This window comes from Pseudomonas sp. W4I3, from assembly GCF_030816195.1.
In the GTDB taxonomy this organism is placed as follows: Bacteria; Pseudomonadota; Gammaproteobacteria; order Pseudomonadales; family Pseudomonadaceae; genus Aquipseudomonas.
Window position 1 is genome coordinate 5,347,159 of the sequence record NZ_JAUSXS010000001.1, and the last position, 19,803, is coordinate 5,366,961.

Annotated in this window: 19 protein-coding genes and 2 pseudogenes; 12 read left to right on the forward strand and 9 right to left on the reverse strand. The window is 61.1% G+C overall.

What is annotated here, in order from left to right; genetic code table 11:
* Positions 1–131: 131 nt before the first annotated feature.
* From QF045_RS24325 to QF045_RS24335, 3 genes are all read left to right on the forward strand, one after another.
* The gene (locus QF045_RS24325; protein WP_306494377.1) at positions 132–2,183 is read left to right on the forward strand and encodes a bifunctional diguanylate cyclase/phosphodiesterase; all 2,052 of its coding nucleotides are present in this window, start codon (positions 132–134) and stop codon (positions 2,181–2,183) included.
* Positions 2,184–2,310: 127 nt separating this feature from the next.
* Positions 2,311–3,651 carry an imelysin family protein gene (locus tag QF045_RS24330; RefSeq protein ID WP_306494378.1) on the forward strand — a complete coding sequence of 447 codons (1,341 nt, stop codon included), beginning with the start codon at positions 2,311–2,313 and terminating at the stop codon, positions 3,649–3,651.
* A gap of 250 nt (positions 3,652–3,901) precedes the next feature.
* Positions 3,902–5,356, forward strand: coding sequence for a TrkH family potassium uptake protein (locus tag QF045_RS24335; RefSeq protein WP_306494379.1), 1,455 nt, complete (start codon positions 3,902–3,904; stop codon positions 5,354–5,356).
* Here QF045_RS24335 and QF045_RS24340 read toward each other — a convergent pair.
* A complete protein-coding gene (locus QF045_RS24340; protein ID WP_306494380.1) occupies positions 5,313–6,368 on the reverse strand; it encodes an AraC family transcriptional regulator in 1,056 nt (351 codons plus the stop codon). The genes QF045_RS24335 and QF045_RS24340 overlap by 44 nt on opposite strands.
* 161 nt (positions 6,369–6,529) lie before the next feature.
* Between QF045_RS24340 and QF045_RS24345 the strand changes: the two genes are divergently transcribed.
* The 3 genes and pseudogenes from QF045_RS24345 (at position 6,530) to QF045_RS24355 (ending at position 8,662) form a co-directional block, all read left to right on the forward strand.
* Positions 6,530–6,841: a DUF962 domain-containing protein gene (locus QF045_RS24345; RefSeq protein WP_124387934.1), complete on the forward strand. Its 312-nt coding sequence runs from the start codon at positions 6,530–6,532 to the stop codon at positions 6,839–6,841.
* Positions 6,842–7,176: 335 nt separating this feature from the next.
* Entirely contained in the window at positions 7,177–7,359 is a 183-nt protein-coding gene (locus QF045_RS24350) for a hypothetical protein (protein ID WP_306494381.1), read from the forward strand.
* A gap of 104 nt (positions 7,360–7,463) precedes the next feature.
* Positions 7,464–8,662: pseudogene (locus tag QF045_RS24355) on the forward strand (MFS transporter).
* On the opposite strand, the gene arfB reads toward QF045_RS24355, so the two are convergent.
* Positions 8,659–9,072 (reverse strand): alternative ribosome rescue aminoacyl-tRNA hydrolase ArfB, encoded by a 414-nt coding sequence (gene arfB, locus QF045_RS24360; RefSeq protein ID WP_017847165.1) that lies wholly within the window; start codon positions 9,070–9,072, stop codon positions 8,659–8,661. The pseudogene QF045_RS24355 and the gene arfB overlap by 4 nt on opposite strands.
* A 102-nt stretch (positions 9,073–9,174) precedes the next feature.
* Positions 9,175–10,597, reverse strand: a pseudogene (locus tag QF045_RS24365) (amino acid permease).
* A gap of 648 nt (positions 10,598–11,245) precedes the next feature.
* Between QF045_RS24365 and QF045_RS24370 the strand changes: the two are divergent.
* Positions 11,246–11,383 carry a hypothetical protein gene (locus QF045_RS24370; protein ID WP_003237751.1) on the forward strand — a complete coding sequence of 46 codons (138 nt, stop codon included), beginning with the start codon at positions 11,246–11,248 and terminating at the stop codon, positions 11,381–11,383.
* 74 nt (positions 11,384–11,457) lie between these two features.
* Positions 11,458–12,417 (forward strand): leucyl aminopeptidase, encoded by a 960-nt coding sequence (locus QF045_RS24375; RefSeq protein ID WP_306494382.1) that lies wholly within the window; start codon positions 11,458–11,460, stop codon positions 12,415–12,417.
* A gap of 138 nt (positions 12,418–12,555) precedes the next feature.
* Here the strand turns inward: QF045_RS24375 and rluB are convergent, their stop codons facing one another.
* The 6 genes from rluB to QF045_RS24405 all read right to left on the reverse strand — a co-directional run bounded on the left by rluB (position 12,556) and on the right by QF045_RS24405 (position 17,480).
* On the reverse strand, positions 12,556–13,764 hold the full coding sequence (gene rluB, locus QF045_RS24380) for a 23S rRNA pseudouridine(2605) synthase RluB (RefSeq protein WP_306494383.1): 1,209 nt from the start codon (positions 13,762–13,764) through the stop codon (positions 12,556–12,558).
* Positions 13,765–13,908: 144 nt separating this feature from the next.
* The gene (locus QF045_RS24385; RefSeq protein WP_044267786.1) at positions 13,909–14,100 is read right to left on the reverse strand and encodes a DUF1289 domain-containing protein; all 192 of its coding nucleotides are present in this window, start codon (positions 14,098–14,100) and stop codon (positions 13,909–13,911) included.
* A 127-nt stretch (positions 14,101–14,227) separates the two neighbouring features.
* The gene (gene scpB / locus QF045_RS24390) at positions 14,228–15,142 is read right to left on the reverse strand and encodes an SMC-Scp complex subunit ScpB (RefSeq protein WP_306494384.1); all 915 of its coding nucleotides are present in this window, start codon (positions 15,140–15,142) and stop codon (positions 14,228–14,230) included.
* Between the two features lie 12 nt (positions 15,143–15,154).
* Positions 15,155–15,853 carry a ScpA family protein gene (locus tag QF045_RS24395; protein ID WP_164365898.1) on the reverse strand — a complete coding sequence of 233 codons (699 nt, stop codon included), beginning with the start codon at positions 15,851–15,853 and terminating at the stop codon, positions 15,155–15,157.
* 120 nt (positions 15,854–15,973) lie between these two features.
* On the reverse strand, positions 15,974–16,603 hold the full coding sequence (locus tag QF045_RS24400; protein ID WP_034115727.1) for an L-threonylcarbamoyladenylate synthase: 630 nt from the start codon (positions 16,601–16,603) through the stop codon (positions 15,974–15,976).
* Between the two features lie 13 nt (positions 16,604–16,616).
* Entirely contained in the window at positions 16,617–17,480 is an 864-nt protein-coding gene (locus QF045_RS24405; protein ID WP_306494385.1) for a PHP domain-containing protein, read from the reverse strand.
* An 87-nt stretch (positions 17,481–17,567) separates the two neighbouring features.
* On the opposite strand from QF045_RS24405, the gene QF045_RS24410 reads away from it, so the two are divergent.
* The 4 genes from QF045_RS24410 (at position 17,568) to QF045_RS24425 (ending at position 19,664) form a co-directional block, all read left to right on the forward strand.
* Positions 17,568–18,164 (forward strand): septation protein A, encoded by a 597-nt coding sequence (locus QF045_RS24410; protein WP_306494386.1) that lies wholly within the window; start codon positions 17,568–17,570, stop codon positions 18,162–18,164.
* Position 18,165: 1 nt separating this feature from the next.
* Entirely contained in the window at positions 18,166–18,465 is a 300-nt protein-coding gene (locus QF045_RS24415; RefSeq protein ID WP_306494387.1) for a YciI family protein, read from the forward strand.
* Positions 18,466–18,571: 106 nt separating this feature from the next.
* Positions 18,572–18,979: a translation initiation factor 2 gene (locus QF045_RS24420; protein ID WP_306494388.1), complete on the forward strand. Its 408-nt coding sequence runs from the start codon at positions 18,572–18,574 to the stop codon at positions 18,977–18,979.
* Between the two features lie 7 nt (positions 18,980–18,986).
* On the forward strand, positions 18,987–19,664 hold the full coding sequence (locus QF045_RS24425; RefSeq protein WP_306494389.1) for a response regulator transcription factor: 678 nt from the start codon (positions 18,987–18,989) through the stop codon (positions 19,662–19,664).
* Positions 19,665–19,803 lie beyond the last annotated feature (139 nt).

Sequence of the window (19,803 nt, forward strand, 5' to 3'; positions counted from 1 at the left end):
ATCCGCCTCGCCCTGCCTTGTCCTGCCCGAACAAACCCGCACTTGTCCCAATGTTCCTTTGACTGCCATCACCAGATTGCCAATACTCATGGCATATTGAAGGCCACCCGCATGAGACAAGGAATGCCCCTTTGAAGCTGGAACTCAAAAACAGCTTGTCGGTGAAGTTGCTACGGGTCGTCTTGCTCTCGGCGTTGATCGTGGGCGTGGCATTGAGCGTGGCGCAGATCGTTTTCGATGCCTACAAGACGCGCCAGGCCGTAGCCGGCGACGCGCAACGTATCCTCGACATGTTCCGTGACCCCTCGACCCAGGCCGTCTATAGCCTGGACCGCGAAATGGGCATGCAGGTGATCGAAGGCCTGTTTCAGGATGACGCCGTGCGCGTGGCGTCCATCGGCCATCCCAACGAAACCATGCTGGCGGAAAAAAGCCGCCCGTTGCAGCCATCCTCCAGCCGCTGGCTGACCGACCTGATTCTTGGAAAGGAACGCACCTTCACCACTCCGCTGGTCGGCAAGGGCCCGTACAGCGAGTATTACGGCGACCTGAGCATAACCCTGGACACCGCCACTTACGGCGAAGGTTTTCTTGTCAGCTCGGTGATCATTTTTATTTCCGGCGTGTTGCGCGCCCTGGCCATGGGCCTGGTGCTGTACCTGGTGTATCACTGGCTGCTGACTAAACCGCTGTCGCGGATCATTGAGCACCTGACCTCGATCAACCCGGACCGGCCCAGCGAGCACAAGATCCCGCAGATCAAGGGGCATGAGCGCAACGAGTTGGGCCTGTGGATAAACACCGCCAACCAGTTGCTCGAATCCATCGAACGCAATACTCACCTGCGCCACGAGGCCGAATCCAGCCTGTTGCGCATGGCTCAGTATGACTTTCTTACCGGCCTGCCCAACCGCCAGAAATTGCAGGAGCAGCTGGACAGGATCCTGACCGATGCCGGCCGTCGCCAGCGCCGTGTCGCGGTGTTGTGCGTGGGCCTGGATGATTTCAAGAGCGTCAACGAACAGTTCACCTACCAGAACGGTGACAAGCTGCTGCTGGCCCTGGCCGATCGCTTGCGCGCCCACAGCGGGCGCCTCGGCGCGCTCGCCCGCCTGGGTGGCGACCAGTTCGCCCTGGTACAGGCCGATATCGACCAGCCCTACGAAGCCGCCGAGCTGGCGCAAAGTATCCTGGATGACTTGGAAGCAGAGTTTTCCCTCGACCAGGACCAGATCCGCCTGCGCGCTACCATCGGCATCACCTTGTTCCCGGAAGACGGCGACAGTACGGAGAAATTGCTGCAAAAAGCCGAACAGACCATGACCCTGGCCAAAAGCCGCTCGCGCAACCGCTATCAGTTCTATATCGCCAGCGTCGACAGCGAAATACGTCGGCGCCGTGAACTGGAGAAAGACCTGCGCGATGCCTTGAGCCGCGACCAGTTTCACCTGGTGTACCAACCGCAGATCAGTTATCGCGACCACCGCGTGGTCGGTGTAGAGGCGTTGATTCGCTGGCAGCACCCGGAGCACGGCCTGGTTCCGCCGGACCTGTTCATCCCGCTGGCGGAACAGAACGGCACCATCATTGCCATCGGCGAATGGGTACTGGATCAGGCGTGCCGCCAACTGCGCGAATGGCATGACCTGGGCTTTACCGAGCTGCGCATGGCGGTGAACCTGTCCACCGTGCAGCTGCACCACACCGAGCTGCCGCGAGTGGTCAACAACCTGATGCAGATTTACCGCCTGCCCCCGCGCAGCCTGGAACTGGAAGTCACCGAAACGGGCCTGATGGAAGACATCAGCACCGCCGCCCAACACCTGCTGAGCCTGCGCCGTTCGGGGGCGTTGATCGCCATCGATGACTTCGGCACCGGGTATTCATCCCTCAGTTACTTGAAAAGCCTGCCGCTGGACAAGATCAAGATCGACAAGAGCTTCGTCCAGGACCTGCTGGACGATGACGATGATGCGACCATCGTGCGGGCCATCATCCAACTGGGCAAAAGCCTGGGCATGCAGGTGATTGCCGAAGGCGTGGAGACTGCCGAGCAGGAGGCGTACATCATTTCCGAAGGTTGCCATGAAGGCCAGGGCTACCACTACAGCAAACCGCTGCAGGCCCGCGAGTTGGCGGCTTTTCTGAAGCAATCGGAACGTGATAACGCGGCGATTCTTTGACCGGTCACATCGATACCAAATATTTCCCGCGTATAAGCCTTTACACAAAATGCAAATCTTTCGCATTATGTCGCAGTTTTTGCGCCCGCGCGCGCGCCCTATCAACAACCGAAGCAGGATGTTCGCCATGATTCGTATGCCCCTGGCCACCGCCAGTCTGCTGGCCATTGCTATTTCTCTCGCCGGCTGCGGCGAAGGTAAAGACAAGGCCGCCGCGCCTCAGGCGCCGGCCGCTGCCAGCACCACCGCTCCTGCGGCCGCCACGCCTGCGGGCCAGGTCGACGAGGCTGCCGCCAAGGCCGTGGTCGCGCATTACGCAGACATGGTGTTTGCCGTGTACAGCGACGCCGAGTCCACCGCAAAAACCCTGCAAAGCGCCATCGACACCTTCCTCGCCAACCCGAACGCCGACACGCTCAAGGCGGCCCGTACCGCCTGGGTCGCTGCACGCGTCCCTTACTTGCAGAGTGAAGTGTTCCGCTTCGGCAACACCATCATCGACGACTGGGAAGGCCAGGTGAACGCCTGGCCCCTGGACGAAGGGTTGATCGACTACGTCGACAAATCCTACGAACACGCCCTGGGCAACCCCGGCGCCAACGCCAACATCATCGCCAACAACGAAATCCAGGTTGGCGAAGACAAGGTCGACGTCAAGGAAATCACCCCGGAAAAACTCGCCAGCCTCAATGAGCTGGGCGGTTCCGAAGCGAACGTCGCCACCGGCTATCACGCCATCGAATTCCTGCTCTGGGGCCAGGACCTCAACGGTACCGGCCCAGGCGCCGGCAACCGTCCGGCCTCGGACTACATGACCGGCGACGGTGCAACCGGCGGTCACAACGAGCGTCGTCGTACCTACCTGCGCGCGGTGACCCAACTGCTGGTGAGCGACCTGCAGGAAATGGTCGGCAACTGGAAGCCCAACGTCGAAGACAACTACCGCGCCACCCTCGAGTCGGAACCGGCTACCGACGGCCTGCGCAAAATGCTGTTCGGCATGGGCAGCCTGTCCCTTGGCGAGCTGGCTGGCGAACGCATGAAGGTGTCCCTGGAGGCCAACTCGCCGGAAGACGAGCAGGACTGCTTCAGTGACAACACGCACAACTCGCACTTCTACGACGCCAAGGGCATCCGCAACGTCTACCTGGGCGAGTACACCCGCGTTGACGGCAACAAGCTGACCGGTCCGAGCCTGTCGTCCCTGGTCGCAAAAGCTGACCCGGCTGCCGATACAGCCCTCAAGGCTGACCTGGCGGCAACTGAAGCCAAGATCCAGGTGATGGTTGACCACGCAGCCAAGGGCGAGCACTACGACCAGTTGATCGCAGCCGGTAACGATGCCGGCAACCAGATCGTCCGTGACGCCATCGCTGCGCTGGTCAAGCAGACCGGCTCGATCGAAGCCGCCGCGGGCAAGCTGGGCATCAGCGACCTGAACCCGGACAGCGCTGATCACGAGTTCTGATCCAGGCTGAGTTGAAAGAGGCGACCTTCGGGTCGCCTTTTTCATGCGCCATCCCTACCACCACACACCCATGTGGGAGGGGGCTTGCCCCCGATAGCGGTGTGTCAGCAAAGATGTATTTGCCGACCCGGCGCCATCGGGAGCAAGCCCCCTCCCACATTTGCTCCATGCCTGTTGCCAAGCTCACCGGTTTACATGCCCTGCACCGCAGGTAGAATGGCGCCTCTGCCCAATCTCCAGAGCGAACTTCATGGCGTTGCCGACCCTGCGCATCATCGGTTTCATCATCGGCATCTTCCTGATCACGCTTGCGATCGCCATGGTCGTGCCCATGGCCACACTGGTGATCTTCGAACGCACCAGCGACCTGCCCTCGTTCCTGTGGGCCAGCATGATTACCTTTGTCGCCGGCCTGGCGCTGATCATTCCCGGTCGCCCCGAACACGTGCACCTGCGCCCGCGGGACATGTACCTGCTTACCGTGACAAGCTGGGTGGTGGTGTGCGTCTTCGCGGCGCTGCCGTTCCTGCTCACGCAGCACATCAGTTACACCGACTCGTTTTTTGAAAGCATGTCCGGCATCACGGCCACCGGGTCCACCGTGTTGAGCGGGCTGGACAGCATGTCGCCGGGCATCCTCATGTGGCGCTCGCTGTTGCACTGGCTCGGCGGCATCGGCTTCATCGGCATGGCGGTGGCGATCCTGCCCCTGCTGCGCATCGGTGGCATGCGCCTGTTCCAGACCGAATCGTCGGACCGTTCAGAAAAGGTCATGCCGCGCTCGCATATGGTTGCGCGGCTGATCGTTGCGGCGTATGTGGGCATCACCATCCTCGGCAGCCTGGCGTTCTGGTGGGCCGGGATGGGGCTGTTCGATGCGATCAACCACGCCATGTCGGCGATTTCCACCGGCGGGTTTTCCACCTCCGATGAATCCTTGGCGCACTGGAAGCAACCGGCGGTGCATTGGGTGGCGGTGGTGGTGATGATCCTCGGCAGCTTGCCGTTCACCCTCTACGTGGCGACCTTGCGCGGCAACCGTCGGGCGTTGATCAAGGACCAGCAGGTGCAGGGTTTGCTCGGCTTGCTGGTGGTGACCTGGCTGGTGCTGGGCACCTGGTATTGGTGGACCACCAACCTGCACTGGCTGGACGCCCTGCGCCATGTGGCACTGAACGTCACCTCGGTGGTGACTACTACAGGTTTCGCGCTGGGGGACTACAGCCTCTGGGGTAACTTCTCACTGATGCTGTTCTTCTACCTGGGCTTTATCGGTGGCTGTTCCGGCTCGACCGCCGGCGGGATCAAGATCTTCCGCTTCCAGGTCGCCTATATCCTGCTCAAGGCCAACCTTAACCAATTGATTCACCCGCGCGCGGTGATCAAACAGAAGTACAACGGCCATCGTCTCGACGAAGAAATCGTACGGTCGATCCTGACCTTTTCGTTTTTCTTCGCCATCACCATCTGCGCCATCGCGCTGGCCCTGTCGCTGCTGGGCCTGGACTGGATGACCGCGCTGACCGGCGCGGCCAGCACCGTGTCCGGCGTGGGCCCGGGCCTGGGTGAAACCATCGGCCCGGCCGGCAACTTCGCCAGCCTGCCGGATGCCGCCAAGTGGATTCTGTCGCTGGGCATGCTGCTGGGGCGGCTGGAGATCATTACGGTGTTTGTGCTCTGTATTCCGGCGTTCTGGCGTCACTGACGCTCGACTGCAGCAGCCGCGTCCGGTATTCGCCGGGCGTGGCGTCGAACCAACGGCGGAACGCGCGAAAGAAGTTGCTGGGGTCGGCAAACCCCAACAGGTAGGCGATTTCCAGCAAGGTCATGCTCGGCTGCGCCAGGTACTGCTCGGCCAGCTCTCGGCGGGTGTCATCGAGCAGCGCCTGGAAGCTGGTGCCCTCCTCCTGCAAACGCCGCTGCAAGGTACGCTGAGACAGATGCAGCGTCTGCGCCACCACTTCGCGCTTGGGTTCGCCCTGGGGCAGCAGGCGACAGAGCACTTGCCGTGCGTTATGGGTCACGCGGCTTTCGGAAAAGCGCGCCAGGTATTCACCGGCAAAACGATCATGCAACAGCGCCATGGCTTCATTGGCCGTGGGCAGCGGTGCATCCATGTCAGCCTGCTGGAAAATCAACGCGTCATACGCCGCGTTGAATTCCAGCGGCGCGTGGAAGACCTGTTTGTAGGGCGTCAAACCCGCCGGCTGATCGCCCTGCAGCAGTACTTTATGCGGTTGCAGGGTGCGCCCGGTGAGCCAGCCGCACAGCGCCAACGCACTCGCCAGGGAGGCTTCGGCGCTTTGTCGGGTGGGCGGCAGGTGATCGCCGTGCACCGTCAGAATCAGCGCATAGCCCTCGGGTAACAAGCGGAAGCTCAAGTCGGCGCTTTCGGCGATGATGCGCTGGTAACGCACCAGGCGCCTGAAACCTTCGGCCAGGGTGTTGCTGGACATCAAGGCATAACCGGCCACGTGGAACGATGCGGGCCGCACCACCTTTCCCATGTTCAGGCCAATGGCCGGGTTGCCCGACAACTCCACCGCACGCTGCCACAAACGGGTCATGGCGTCTTGCGCAAAACGTGCGTCCGGATCACTGAGGGCGGCGTAGTCCAGTCCCAGTTGCTTGAACAGGGCCTGGCAATCCAGGCCGTCCATTTCCAGGGCCTTGACTATCCCCATCGCCCAGCTTGCAGAAGTTGTTCGTTCGCTCATGGCGTCTTCTTGAATAAAGCGGGCCGAAATGGCAGCCAGGAAGGCAAGGATACTAAAGTGGCATCTATTGTCACTGGCTGCCAGCACCGATCACTCTAGACTCAAACAAGCTCCCCGCCGAGCGTCTGTCAGGCGGCACAACAATCAGAGGGCTTGCTACCGTGGAAAACCTCAAGCGGTTCAACAGCTTCGCCGAGTTTTACCCGTATTACCTGACCGAGCACGGCAACAGCACGTGCCGGCGTCTGCACTTTATCGGCACCACGCTGGTGATCGGCATTCTGGCGTATGCCATTGGCCGGGGCTCGCTGGGCCTGTTGCTGGCCGTGCCGATTGCCGGCTACAGCTTTGCCTGGATTGGGCATTTTTTCTATGAAAAGAATCGCCCGGCGACCTTTCAACACCCGTTCTATAGCCTGCTCGGTGATTTCGTGATGTACCGCGACATGATCCTGGGCAAGGTGCCCTTCTAACGCGCAGGATGAAAATCCGTACATCCATCGCGATAAAAGTCTATTTGTCATTTAGGGTGCTGTATCCTGCCAAGGCTTTTTGAAAGCGCGCAATCACCTGCGATTGACAACAGACCTTGCGAGGAGCGACGACGATGCACGAGATACCTAATCTCCCCTTCCCAAGCCTGCACCCTACAGAGCAGCCAACACCGCAACAGGCCAGCCCAAAGCAGCCTGAGGCCAAACAAGCCAAACCAGTCGACAGCAAACGCCAGGACTGACGCCGTACCAGACCGTGTGGAAAGCGCACATTCAAGCGCTTTCCACACTGCCTGAACCCTGAGGTACCCACCATGACCGACACACTCCCCGATGCCCCGGACGCCGCCGTCCTCGATGCCGCCTTGCAGATGATCGAGGTGTGGAACCGCCTCAGCGCGGACAAGCAAGCCACGCTGCTCCAGCGTTTCGGCACCCAGGAAAACGCCCTGGCCGCCTTGGTGACCACCCAGTTACTGACCCCTGCCCAAACCTGAAACCTGCTTGATCTGAGGTTTTTGCGTTTCGCGCCCCTGCACCGAGCAAAGCATCGGTATCATTAGCAGCCTATCTTTACCTGCTGCGACAGTGGACCTCTCCTATGCCAGATACCCAGCGCCCCATGGCGGTCACGCTGCAAGTCGTTTCCATCGTGCTATTCACCTTTATCGGTTACCTGAATATCGGCATTCCGCTGGCCGTATTGCCCGGCTATGTGCACAGCCAGCTGGGGTACGGCGCGGTGATCGCCGGCCTGGTGATCAGCGTGCAGTACCTGGCCACCCTGCTGAGTCGCCCGTATGCGGGCAAGATCATCGATAACCTGGGCAGCAAGCGTGCCGTGCTGATTGGCTTGGCGGGGTGTGGCTTAAGCGGTGTGTTCATGCTGCTCGCGGCGTGGTTTTCAAGCCTGCCGGCCTTGAGCCTTGCCAGCCTACTGATCGGTCGTCTGGTATTGGGCGCAGTGCTGAAAGCCTGGTGGGCTCGGGCGCCATCGGTTGGGGCATTGGCCGGGTCGGGGCGCAGAACACCGCCAAGGTCATCTCCTGGAACGGGATCGCCAGCTATGGCGCCTTGGCGGTCGGTGCGCCGCTGGGCGTATTACTGGTAAGAAATTTCGGACTATGGAGCATGGGCGTCAGCATCCTCCTACTCGCGGCAATCGGCCTGTTGCTGGCCTGGAACAAGGTCGCCGCGCCAATCGTAACCGGGGTGCGCCTGCCCTTCATGAACGTGCTGGGCCGAGTCTTGCCGCACGGTTGCGCGCTGGCGCTGGGCTCTATCGGCTTTGGCACCATCGCAACCTTCATTACCTTGTATTACACCACCCAGCATTGGGAGAACGCGGTATGGGCACTGAGCCTGTTCGGCGCCAGCTTTATCGGTGCACGCCTGCTGTTTGGTAATTTGATCAACCGGATCGGCGGCTTTCGCGTGGCAATTGCCTGCCTGTCGGTGGAGGTGCTTGGCCTGCTGTTGCTGTGGCTGGCGCCGGATGCGCGGCTGGCGCTGGCCGGCGCGGCATTGAGTGGATTCGGGTTTTCCCTGGTATTTCCCGCATTGGGCGTGGAAGCGGTCAACCTGGTGCCCGCCTCCAGTCGTGGTGCGGCAGTGGGCGCTTATTCGCTGTTCATCGACCTGTCGCTGGGTATCACCGGGCCATTGGCCGGGGCCGTGGCGGCAGGCTTCGGCTTTGCCTCGATCTTCCTGTTCGCTGCCCTCGCTGCCTGCGGTGGCTTGCTGCTGAGCCTGTACCTCTACCGCCAGGCGCCCAAGGCACGCGAAGCCCGCGACGCCTAGAAGTCGACCTTACCGCGCCCAGCCTTGATGCTGCCGCGCTTAGTCTTGGATTCCAGGCGGCGTTTCTTCGAGCCCAGGGTGGGCTTGGTCGGACGGCGTTTCTTCTCGACCTTGGTGGCGCTGAGGATCAACTCCACCAGGCGCTCAAGGGCATCGGCGCGATTCTGTTCCTGGGTGCGGTATTGCTGGGCCTTGAGCACCAGCACGCCGTCGCTGGTGATGCGGCTGTCGCGTAACGCCAACAGCCGCTCCTTGTAAAACTCCGGCAGCGACGACGCCGGAATGTCAAAACGCAGGTGCACCGCGCTGGACACCTTGTTGACGTTCTGCCCACCGGCGCCCTGGGCGCGAATGGCGGTCAGCTCGATTTCAGCGTCGGGCAGGTGCACGTTGTTGGAAATTACCAGCATTGGAACAGGTCCGTGATTCAGGCCGATCAGCATACGCCACACGTTCCGCCAGTCCAAAAAAACCCGGCGATACGCCGGGCTCTTTATTCAGGGTTAACGAGGTTACTCAAGTACCGTCTGTGGCCTGACCAAGGCGGCTTGTGCCTTACGTTTGTTTTTCAACCAGTAACACACAGCCATAAACGCCACCCACACCGGGATCGCATACACCGACACCTGGATCCCCGGAATCATCAGCATGATCACCAGGATAAACACCACGAACGCCAGGCAGATGCAGTTCCCGTACGGATACCACAGCGCCTTGAACAACGGCACCTGGCCGGTACGGTTCATGTGCTGGCGGAACTTGATATGGGAGAAGCTGATCATTGCCCAGTTGATCACCAACGTGGCGACCACCAGCGACATCAGCAACTCCAGCGCATGCTGCGGGATGAAGTAGTTCATCAACACCGCCACCAGCGTGACAGCCGCGGACGCCAGAATCGAGCGCACCGGTACTCCGCGCTTGTCGATCTTCGCCAGAGCCTTGGGCGCATCGCCCTGCTCGGCCATGCCCAGCAGCATACGGCTGTTGCAGTAGGTGCCACTGTTGTACACCGACAATGCGGCGGTCAGTACGACGAAGTTGAGGATATGCGCAGCGGTGTTGCTACCCAGCATCGAAAACACCTGCACGAACGGGCTGCCGCTGTAAGCATCGCCCGACGCGTTGAGGGTGGCCAGCAGGCTGTCCCACGGCGTCAACGACAACAGCACCACCAAGGCGCCGATGTAGAAAATCAGGATGCGGTAGATCACCTGATTGATCGCCTTGGGGATCACGGTGCGCGGCTGGTCCGCTTCGGCCGCGGTAAAACCGAGCATTTCCAGGCCGCCGAAGGAGAACATGATGATCGCCATGGCCATCACCAATCCGCCGACGCCATGGGGGAAGAAGCCGCCATGGTCCCACAGGTTGCTCACCGAGGCTTGCGGGCCACCGCTGCCACTCACCAGCAGGTAGCTGCCCAGGGCAATCATGCCGACGATGGCGACTACCTTGATGATTGCGAACCAGAACTCGGCTTCACCGAAGACTTTGACGTTGGCCAGGTTGATCAGGTTGATCAGCACGAAGAACGCGGCCGCCGAAACCCAGGTCGGGATTTCCGGCCACCAGTAGTGCACGTACTTGCCGACCGCGGTCAGCTCGGACATCCCCACCAGGATGTACAGGATCCAGCAGTTCCAGCCCGACAGGAAACCGGGCGAAACCGCCCCAGTACTTGTGGGCAAAATGGCTGAAGGAACCGGCGACCGGCTCTTCGACGATCATTTCGCCGAGCTGGCGCATGATCATGAAGGCGATAAAGCCGCAGATGGCATAGCCCAGGATCATCGATGGGCCGGCGGACTTGAGTACCCCGGCCGAGCCGAGAAACAGACCGGTGCCGATGGCGCCGCCCAGGGCGATCAACTGGATATGCCGATTTTTCAGGCCGCGTTTCAGCTCGCCTGAAGAAGAATGGGGTCCACTCATGAAAAGGGTCTCACGCAAGGTTTGAAGAGGTTGAATGCAGGTTGCTGCCTTGAATTACCGACTCAAGCAGCGCCGCTCAAACCCCAGCGCAGGCACCAGGAGTACAGCGTCTTTATAGCGGTCATGCGTCACCTGTTTGTTTTTATCTGTGACGAAATCGAACCCGTCTGGCTCGTGGCCGGGCGGAGTGATCAGGGCGGATAAACCCTGAGGTCTTGGCCTTTGCGTGGGTACGCAAGAGGCGTCACAGTAAAACGCGGCGCATTGTACACCGCTCGACAGCTTCGGCACGCACCACCATCGTGCACGCGACAATCTGTCAGGTATTCCTTACAGAAGATTCGGCCCCAACAATCACAGACCAGCCGCGTAAACCTAACGTTACAGACCGGAAAATAGACTTTACAGTCAGGCTCGGATGACGGTTTACGGAAAATTGGCGGTCAGCCCGGCCTGAAGAATCGGTTCAGCCAATCTGCTGTTTTGCCTGGATAAAAAACAACGTCAAAAAAACAGAAGAAAAAATCCAAATGAAACCGTTTCAATAAATATTTTGCATTTTGAAACATCCTCTCCTAGGTTCTCTGCACTTGCTGGCGAAGCCCGCTGGCAAGCCGTTCTCAAACACCGTCCTCTAGGAGATACACCATGCAAGCACTGGAAAAAGACCTGGAAACCGAACTGCAACTCGACGATTGGTTTGAAGCACCGACCCATGAGGCCGCCGTTGAAATGATGCAAGCCGATGCCGTCGTGCCATTTGGCACCGCGATGTGGCCGTTCTAACACCCCCGCAGGCATTCGGCAGGTGCTGTGCACGGCACCTGCCCCCTTACCCAAGGCATCGAAGGACACCCGTCATGGACAAGGCCCGCGCCGTCGAACATTTTCTCTACTACCTCGCCCACCACCCGGCCCTGAACGGATTGAACCGCCCTACCGTGCTGCTGGGCCACACCGAACGTTACGACGCCATCGCCCAGGCAATCACCCAGGGCAGTGCCGCCCGTTTCAATTTCCAGGTGCAGCGCCTGGACCTGAGCGCCAGCGAATCCCTGGCCCAGGCCATCGAAGCCTGCGACCTGTACCTGTTCCTTTACGATTCCTCCACCCTGCCCAACCCGCGTGCCGAAGGCCCGGACTTTATCCGTGCGCTGCAGGGCGTGATGGCCGAACACTGGAAAAAGTCGCTATTGTTCAAGGACTACGGCGATTATTTCTACGACACCTTCAGCGTCGAACCGCAGCGCATTGCCGACCTCAACGCGACGCTGATCCGACGCATGTCCGAGGCCAATGTGCTGAGCTTCACCGACAAGCACGGCTCACGCCTTGAAGCCCCCATGAGCAGCATCAAAAAGTGGACCAATATCAACGGCGTCGGCAACCACGACCTGGCGCCCGGCGAGATCGCCACCCACAGCGAAGCCATCAACGGGCAAGTGCGATTTGTCGGCACGTTTCTCAGCACTATCCCCTTTGCACGCAAATACGGCGTGCTGGAGTCGCCGCTGGAACTGTGGATCGAGAATTCCACCATCTGCAGCGTGGCCAGCGACGTGCCGGGGCTGGCGGATGACTTCAACAAGTACCTCAATGCCAACCCGTCCAACCGCCGCGTGGAGGAACTGGGGATTGGGACCAATGAAGGCGTGAAGGATCTGTACGCGCGCAATGCCGGCTTTGAAGAGCGCCATTGCGGGCTGCACCTGGGCCTGGGCGGCGGGCAGAAAGGCAGTCATCACCTGGATCTGATTTTTGCCAGCGGGATATTGGCGCTGGATGACAAACCGGTGTTCGATGGCACGTTTGCTTTTTGAGCTCCTATTTCGAATCAAATGAGGTTCAAAATGTGGGAGGGGGCTTGCCCCCTCCCACAGGTGACTGCATTTCAATTTCAGACCGCAAAAAAAAACGCCAACCCGAAGGTTGGCGTTTTTTGTGCAGCGCTTAAAACATCACTGCGGCTTCTTGCGACCAAAACCAGGACGCTGACCGGAACCGGCCGGCGCGCCACGGCGCTTGGACGGCTCGTCAGCCACCAGTTTCGGGCCAGGGCGCTTGTTGGCCGCCGGCTTGGCTGGACGCTTGGTGCTGGCGTTGTCGGCGGGGCGATCTGCTTCACCACGGTTGCTGCGGCCACCCGTCGGGGCTGGACGCGGCGTGCGTGGCGCGCGGTCACCTTCCTGACGCGATGGCGCGGTGGGGCGACGCTCACCTTCGATCTGCGGCTCACGGGAGATGCGACCGCCAGTGGCCGGGGCATTCAACGCCGGGCGCAGGGTGCGGGCAACACGCTCGGTGCGCGCCACAGGACGCGACGACTTGCGCTGCATACGCTCGAGCTTGTCCTTGCTCTTGGCGTTCATCTGCGGCATCGCCACCGGCGTCAGGCCGACTTCGGCACTGAGGATGTCGACTTCGTACTGGCTCATTTCGCGCCAGCGGCCCATCGGCAGGTCGGAGTTCAGGAACACCGGGCCGAAACGCACGCGCTTGAGGCGGCTGACCACCAGACCCTGGGATTCCCACAGGCGACGCACTTCACGGTTACGGCCTTCCATCACCACGCAGTGGTACCAGTGGTTGAACCCTTCGCCACCCGGCGCCTGCTTGATGTCGGTGAACTTGGCCGGGCCGTCTTCGAGCACCACGCCAGCCTTGAGGCGTTCGATCATTTCGTCGTCGACTTCACCGCGTACACGCACAGCGTACTCACGGTCCATCTCGTAGGACGGGTGCATCAGGCGGTTGGCCAATTCACCGTCGGTGGTGAACATCAGCAAGCCGGTGGTGTTGATGTCGAGGCGACCGATGTTGATCCAGCGGCCTTCTTTTGGCTTGGGCATCTTGTCGAACACGGTCGGACGGCCTTCCGGGTCGTCACGGGTGCAGATCTCGCCATCGGGCTTGTTGTACATGATCACGCGGCGTACCGACTCGGCCGCCTCTTCACGCTTGATGACCTTGCCATCGATGGTGATAGCGTCATGCAGGTCGACGCGCTGGCCGAGGGTGGCCTCGACGCCGTTGACCTTGATGCGCTTCTGGGTGATCCAGGCTTCGACGTCGCGGCGCGAGCCCACGCCGATACGCGCCAGCACCTTTTGCAGTTTTTCACCTGCTGGGCCGATTTCCTGGCTGTCGTTCTGGTCTTTGTCGTTCATCTTAAGCACCTCCCGGTGGGTCGATTCAGGCGTGGCCTGAAGAATGTTGAAAGCGGGGCCTTGGCCGAAGAGGTCGGCGAAGGGTCGCGAATCATACGCGCATGCCGCGCGTTGCGCATCAGAGACTAGTCGATCCAGGCGCAATCATTTGCTTTTCCGCCGACCGGTGGCGCCCAGGGCCAGCAGGCGCAACTCGGCTTCGGCCAGCACCGTGCGTTTGTCGGCCTTGTCGAGTTTCTTCCAGGCGCGGATTTCGCGCTTGCTGCGGCCACAGCCGACGCAGATGTCGTCGTTGAATTTGCAGATGCTGATGCAGGGATCTTTGGTGGAGCTCATATTTTCTCCCAGGCGATGCAAATCCAATGTGGGAGGGGGCTTGCTCCCGATAGCGGTGGGTCAGCCAACCTATGCATCCACTGACCCATCTCCATCGGGGGCAAGCCCCCTCCCACACTGGATTGCCTCAGTCTTCGAGTTGGCGGCGTTCGGCTTCTATGGCTTCGGCCAGCGCCCTGGCTTCGTCTTCCTCATCACTCAACGGTGGTTGTTCGAGGGCGGCGACCGCGGCCAGGAGTTTTTCTCGAGCGTCGGCAACGCCGAGGATGTCTTCTTCGAGTTCAGGCTCAACCTCAACGTTCACCTGGGTTTCAGGCTCAGCCGCGCCGTCACGCAGCAAGTCGTCAAAGTCGGTCTTGATGCCCTGCTCCATATCGTCCAGTTCCAGCAGCAAGGTGTGGAAACTGGTTTCGTCTTTTGGCTCCTCCGGCTCGGCGCTGGCGTCGGCCAGTTCCTGCAGGCTTGCCGGGACCGGTGCGTCGTCGAAATCCAGAACGGGCTCGGCTTCCATCTCGCGCAGTTCGGCCAGGGGTGGCAAGTCGTCGAGGTTTTTCAGGTTGAAGTGGTCGAGGAACACCTTGGTGGTGGCGAACATTGCCGGTTTGCCGGGCACATCACGGTAGCCGACGATGCGGATCCACTCGCGTTCCAGCAGGGTCTTGACGATATGGCTGTTGACCGCCACGCCACGCACGTCTTCGATCTCGCCTCGGGTGATCGGCTGACGATAGGCAATCAACGCCATGGTCTCCAGCATCGCCCGTGAATAACGCTGCGGGCGCTCTTCCCACAAGCGCCCCACCCACGGAGAAAACTTCTCGCGGATCTGCAGGCGATAACCGGAGGCCACCTCGCGCAGTTCAAAGGCGCGCCCCTCGCAGGACTTGCGCAGGATCTCCAGCGCTTTCTTGAACACAGGCGGTTCGGGGCGTTCGGCCTCTTCAAAGAGTTCGAACAGGCGCTCCAGGGATTGCGGCTTGCCCGAGGCCAGGAGAAAGGCTTCCAGCAAGGGCGCCAGTTCGCGGGGTTCAGTCAGATTCATCGATTCAGCTCGTTATTCGGCTCGCGCCCGCACGTGGATAGCCGCAAACGGCTCATTCTGGACCAGCTCAACCAAGGACTCCTTGACCAGCTCCAGAATCGCCATGAAGGTCACCACCACGCCCAGGCGCCCTTCTTCTGCGGTGAACAGCTCGACAAACGGCACAAAGCCACCGCCCTTGAGGCGCTCCAGCACATCGCTCATGCGCTCGCGGGTGGACAGCGCTTCGCGGCTGACCTGGTGGCTTTCGAACATGTCGCCACGGCGCAATACCTCGGCCATGGACATCAGCAATTCTTCCAGGCTCACGTCGGGCAGCAGTTTGCGCGCGCGGGCCTCCGGGGCATCCAGCTTGGGCACCACCACATCGCGGCCGACACGGCTCAAACCGTCGATGCCTTCGGCGGCGGCCTTGAAGCGCTCGTATTCCTGCAAGCGACGGATCAGCTCGGCGCGCGGGTCGTCTTCTTCGGCCTCAACCGTCTCCGAGCGCGGCAGCAGCATGCGCGACTTGATCTCGGCGAGCATGGCGGCCATCACCAGGTATTCGGCGGCCAGTTCCAGGCGCACCGATTGCATCAACTCCACATAGCCCATGTACTGCCGGGTGATTTCCGCCACGGGTATGTCGAGGATGTTGATGTTCTGTTTGCGAATCAGGTACAGCAGCAAGTCCAGCGGGCCTTCGAAGGCTTCAAGGAACACCTCCAAAGCGTCCGGCGGGATGTACAGGTCCAGGGGCATTTCCATGACCGCCTGGCCGTAGACCATGGCAAAGGGCAGTTCCTGCTGGGCTCCCGCCTGGGGGTCGACGGTTTCCACGACCGACATTCAGGCCTCGACCATGAACGGGGTCGGGTCGCCGCAGCCCACACGCACCACTTCCGGCTCGCCATCGGCCAGGTTGATCACAGTAGAGGCTTTGTTGCCGCCGTAGCCGCCGTCGATGATCAAGTCGACGTGTTTTTCCAGCAGGCGGCGCATTTCGTAAGGGTCATACAGCGGCTCGGTCTCGCCGGGCAGGATCAACGACACGCTCATCAGCGGCTCGCCCAGTTCAGCCAGCAGCGCCAGGGCAATCGGGTGTTCCGGCACGCGCAGGCCGATGGTGCGCTTTTTCGGGTGCAGCAACAGGCGCGGCACTTCGCGGGTGGCGTTGAGAATGAAGGTGTACGGCCCTGGCGTGTGCGCCTTGAGCAAGCGGAAGGTGCCGGTGTCGACCTTGGCAAACAGCCCGAGCTGGGACAAGTCGCTGCAGATCAGCGCAAAGTTGTGCTTGTCGTCCAGTTGGCGTAGGCGTCTTACCCGCTCGACCGCGCCCTTGTCGCCGATCTGGCAACCGATGGCGTAGGACGAATCAGTTGGATAGATCACCACGCCGCCGGCGCGAATAATCTCCACGGCCTGTTTGATCAGGCGTGCCTGGGGGTTTTCCGGATGAATCTGGAAGAATTGACTCACGTGTTCTACCTGTTCAGACGGTGGCAATAATGGGGTCATGCTTGAATCGCCCCCACAACAGCGGCAGGTCTTCCGGGACCTGGCGATACTCGCCGATCTCGGACCAGCCGCCTGGGCCATGAAAATCACTGCCGGCACTGACCAGCAGACCAAATTCGCGGGCAAGGATCGCCAGGCTGCCGACCTGTTCGGCGGGCTGATGCCCGTTGACCACTTCGATCGCGTGGCCGCCCGCTCCAATATAGTCGCTGATCAGCTTGCGGCGCTTGCTGCGGGTGAAATCGTAATGCCAGGGATGCGCCAGGCTGACCCAGGCCCCGGCGGCCCGCAAGGTCGCGACGGTGTCCTCCAGGGTCGGCCAATGTTGCTTCACATCGCCCAACTTGCCCGCGCCCAACCATTTGCGGAAGGCTTCGGCGCGGTCTTTGACGAACCCTTCGCGCACCATCCAGTCGGCAAAATGCGGACGGGCCGGTGCATTGCCGCTGTCACCCAGCGCCTGCTGGATAGCCCGCGCGCCCTCGAGGGCGCCAGGCATGCCTTTGAGGCCGAGCTTGCGGCTTATTTCTTCGGACCGCAGCCAGCGCCCATCGTGCAATTGGGCGATGGCGGCCACCAAGGAGGGGGCGTTCTGCTCGAAACCGTAGCCGAGCACATGAATGGTGGCGCCGCCCCAGGTGCAGGACAATTCCACGCCGTTGACCAACTGCATACCCAACGCATGGGCCGCCGCGCGGGCCTCATCGAGGCCTTCGAGGGTATCGTGGTCGGTCAGCGACAGGACTCGCACGCCTTTTTCAAACGCCCGCGCAACCAGTACCGCGGGCGCCAGGGCGCCGTCGGAGGCCGTGCTGTGGCAGTGCAAATCAACATTCACGGGGGTGTGTAACCTCAAGTCAGCTGGCGCTATCGCAACCAAGGATGTTTGTTATTATGCCGCCACATCCAGCTTCTGGCTCTTACTGTGAAACAATTCATCGACTTCATCCCGCTGTTGCTGTTTTTCATCGTTACCAAACTCGACCCCAGGGTCATCGATATCGCCGGTCACCCACTGTCGTTCGGAGGCATCTACAGCGCCACCGCCGTACTGATCGTCAGCTCGATCGTGGTCTACGGCGCCATCTTCATCTCCCAGCGAAAACTGGAAAAAAGCCAATGGCTGACCCTCGTCGCCTGCCTGGTGTTCGGTGGCCTGACCCTGGCTTTCCACAGCGAAACCTTCCTCAAATGGAAAGCCCCGGTGGTCAACTGGCTGTTCGCCCTGGTCTTCATCGGCAGCCACTTCATTGGTGATCGCCTGCTGATCAAACGGATCATGGGCCACGCGCTGACCTTGCCGGAGCCCATCTGGCTACGCTTGAACGTGGCCTGGATCGTGTTTTTCATCTTCTGCGGTGCGGCCAACCTGTTCGTGGCCTTTACCTTTCAGGAATACTGGGTCGACTTCAAGGTGTTCGGCAGCCTGGCCATGACCCTGCTGTTCCTGGTCGGCCAAGGTATCTACCTGTCGCGCCACCTGCATGACACTGCTGCTACCACGCCGAAAACCGAGGACTGACATGCTCTACGCCATCATTGCCACCGACGTCGCCCACTCGCTGGAAAAACGCCTGAGCGTGCGCCCGGCCCACGTCGAGCGCCTCAAGCAGCTGCAAACCGAAGGCCGCATCGTCCTGGCCGGCCCGCACCCGGCCGTCGACAGCAACGAGCCGGGCGAAGCGGGTTTCACCGGCAGCCTGATCGTTGCCGAGTTCGCCTCCCTGGCCGATGCACAGGCGTGGGCCAAGGCTGATCCGTATGTGGCGGCGGGCGTCTACGCGGGTGTCGTGGTCAAGCCGTTCAAGCAAGTCCTGCCTTGAGCCCGGTCGCGCCGAACCAAAACGGTTCGGCGCGATCCCAATGGCTCATTATTCCCGGTAACCTGCCGACAACGTTCTGAATATTCGTGTGGAATCAGGAGTTCCGATGCGCTTACGTCAGTTGTGTCTGTTGGCCGTGTTAACGATCGGGGCGACCGCCCACGCTGAAGAGACCTCCAATGGCGGCAGCTCCACGCCGCTGTCCTTGAGTGCCGGCAGCCAGATCACCGAATTGCAGCAACGCTTGAAAGAAAGCGAAGGGCTGCGCGAAGAACTGAGCAAGCAGCTGCAAAGCGCGCAAGCTACCCGCGAAAGCGCGCAACTGAGTCGCTTGCGCCAGGAGAACCAACGCCTGGCCCAGCAACTCAAAGAGACACAAGACGGCGCGTTGACCCGATGGCTGACCGAGCAGCAGCAATGGTTTGTCACCGGCGCGGCCGTCGCACTGATCGCCTTGCTGTGCGGCATCTTCGCCAGCGGGGGGCACCGTCGTCGTCGACAATGGCTAAATTGAGTGAGTCATGAGCGAGCTGTTACTGATAGATGATGACCAGGAGCTCTGTGAGCTGCTGACCAGTTGGCTGAGCCAGGAAGGTTTCCAGGTGCGCGCCTGCCACGACGGTTCCAGCGCCCGCAAGGCCCTGGCCGAAGCCGCTCCGGCGGCGGTGGTGCTTGACGTGATGCTGCCCGACGGCAGCGGCCTGGAGTTGCTCAAGCAATTGCGCAACGACCACCCGGAGTTGCCGGTGCTGATGCTGTCGGCCCGCGGCGAACCGCTGGACCGCATCCTCGGCTTGGAGCTGGGCGCTGACGATTACCTGGCCAAGCCTTGCGATCCGCGCGAACTCACCGCGCGCTTGCGTGCCGTGCTGCGCCGCAGCCATCCGGCAGCCGTGTCGAGCCAGCTGGAGCTGGGCGACCTGTGCTTCAGCCCGGTGCGCGGCGTGGTCAGCATCGACGAACAGGAGTTCACCCTCACCGTCTCCGAAAGCCGCCTGCTCGAAGCCTTGCTGCGTCAGCCCGGCGAACCGCTGGATAAACAGGAGCTGGCGCAGATCGCCCTGGGCCGCAAGTTGACCCTGTACGATCGCAGCCTGGACATGCACGTGAGCAACCTGCGCAAAAAGATCGGCCCACACCCGGACGGCCGTCCGCGGATCGTGGCGCTGCGCAGCCGCGGTTACTATTACAGCCTGTAAGCTGTAGAGCGAGCTTGCTCGCGAAGAACCTGAGAACACCGCGTTCATCCAGGCAGCCCGCGTTATCGTTGACGTCTTTCGCGAGCAAGCTCGCTCCTACAGGGTTTTGTCAGTTCCTGGCAGAACTCTCTTTACCCAA

Bases quoted from the DNA above. Each gene is read 5' to 3' on its own strand.
- QF045_RS24415 (WP_306494387.1), top strand. From the start codon at position 18,166: ATGCTCTACGCCATCATTGCCACCGACGTCGCCCACTCGCTGGAAAAA.
- QF045_RS24375 (WP_306494382.1), top strand. From the start codon at position 11,458: ATGGACAAGGCCCGCGCCGTCGAACATTTTCTCTACTACCTCGCCCAC.
- QF045_RS24370 (WP_003237751.1), top strand. From the start codon at position 11,246: ATGCAAGCACTGGAAAAAGACCTGGAAACCGAACTGCAACTCGACGAT.
- QF045_RS24420 (WP_306494388.1), top strand. From the start codon at position 18,572: ATGCGCTTACGTCAGTTGTGTCTGTTGGCCGTGTTAACGATCGGGGCG.
- arfB (WP_017847165.1), bottom strand. From the start codon at position 9,072: ATGCTGGTAATTTCCAACAACGTGCACCTGCCCGACGCTGAAATCGAG.
- QF045_RS24340 (WP_306494380.1), bottom strand. From the start codon at position 6,368: ATGAGCGAACGAACAACTTCTGCAAGCTGGGCGATGGGGATAGTCAAG.
- QF045_RS24335 (WP_306494379.1), top strand. From the start codon at position 3,902: ATGGCGTTGCCGACCCTGCGCATCATCGGTTTCATCATCGGCATCTTC.
- QF045_RS24330 (WP_306494378.1), top strand. From the start codon at position 2,311: ATGATTCGTATGCCCCTGGCCACCGCCAGTCTGCTGGCCATTGCTATT.
- scpB (WP_306494384.1), bottom strand. From the start codon at position 15,142: ATGAATCTGACTGAACCCCGCGAACTGGCGCCCTTGCTGGAAGCCTTT.
- rluB (WP_306494383.1), bottom strand. From the start codon at position 13,764: ATGAACGACAAAGACCAGAACGACAGCCAGGAAATCGGCCCAGCAGGT.
- QF045_RS24350 (WP_306494381.1), top strand. From the start codon at position 7,177: ATGACCGACACACTCCCCGATGCCCCGGACGCCGCCGTCCTCGATGCC.
- QF045_RS24385 (WP_044267786.1), bottom strand. From the start codon at position 14,100: ATGAGCTCCACCAAAGATCCCTGCATCAGCATCTGCAAATTCAACGAC.
- QF045_RS24425 (WP_306494389.1), top strand. From the start codon at position 18,987: ATGAGCGAGCTGTTACTGATAGATGATGACCAGGAGCTCTGTGAGCTG.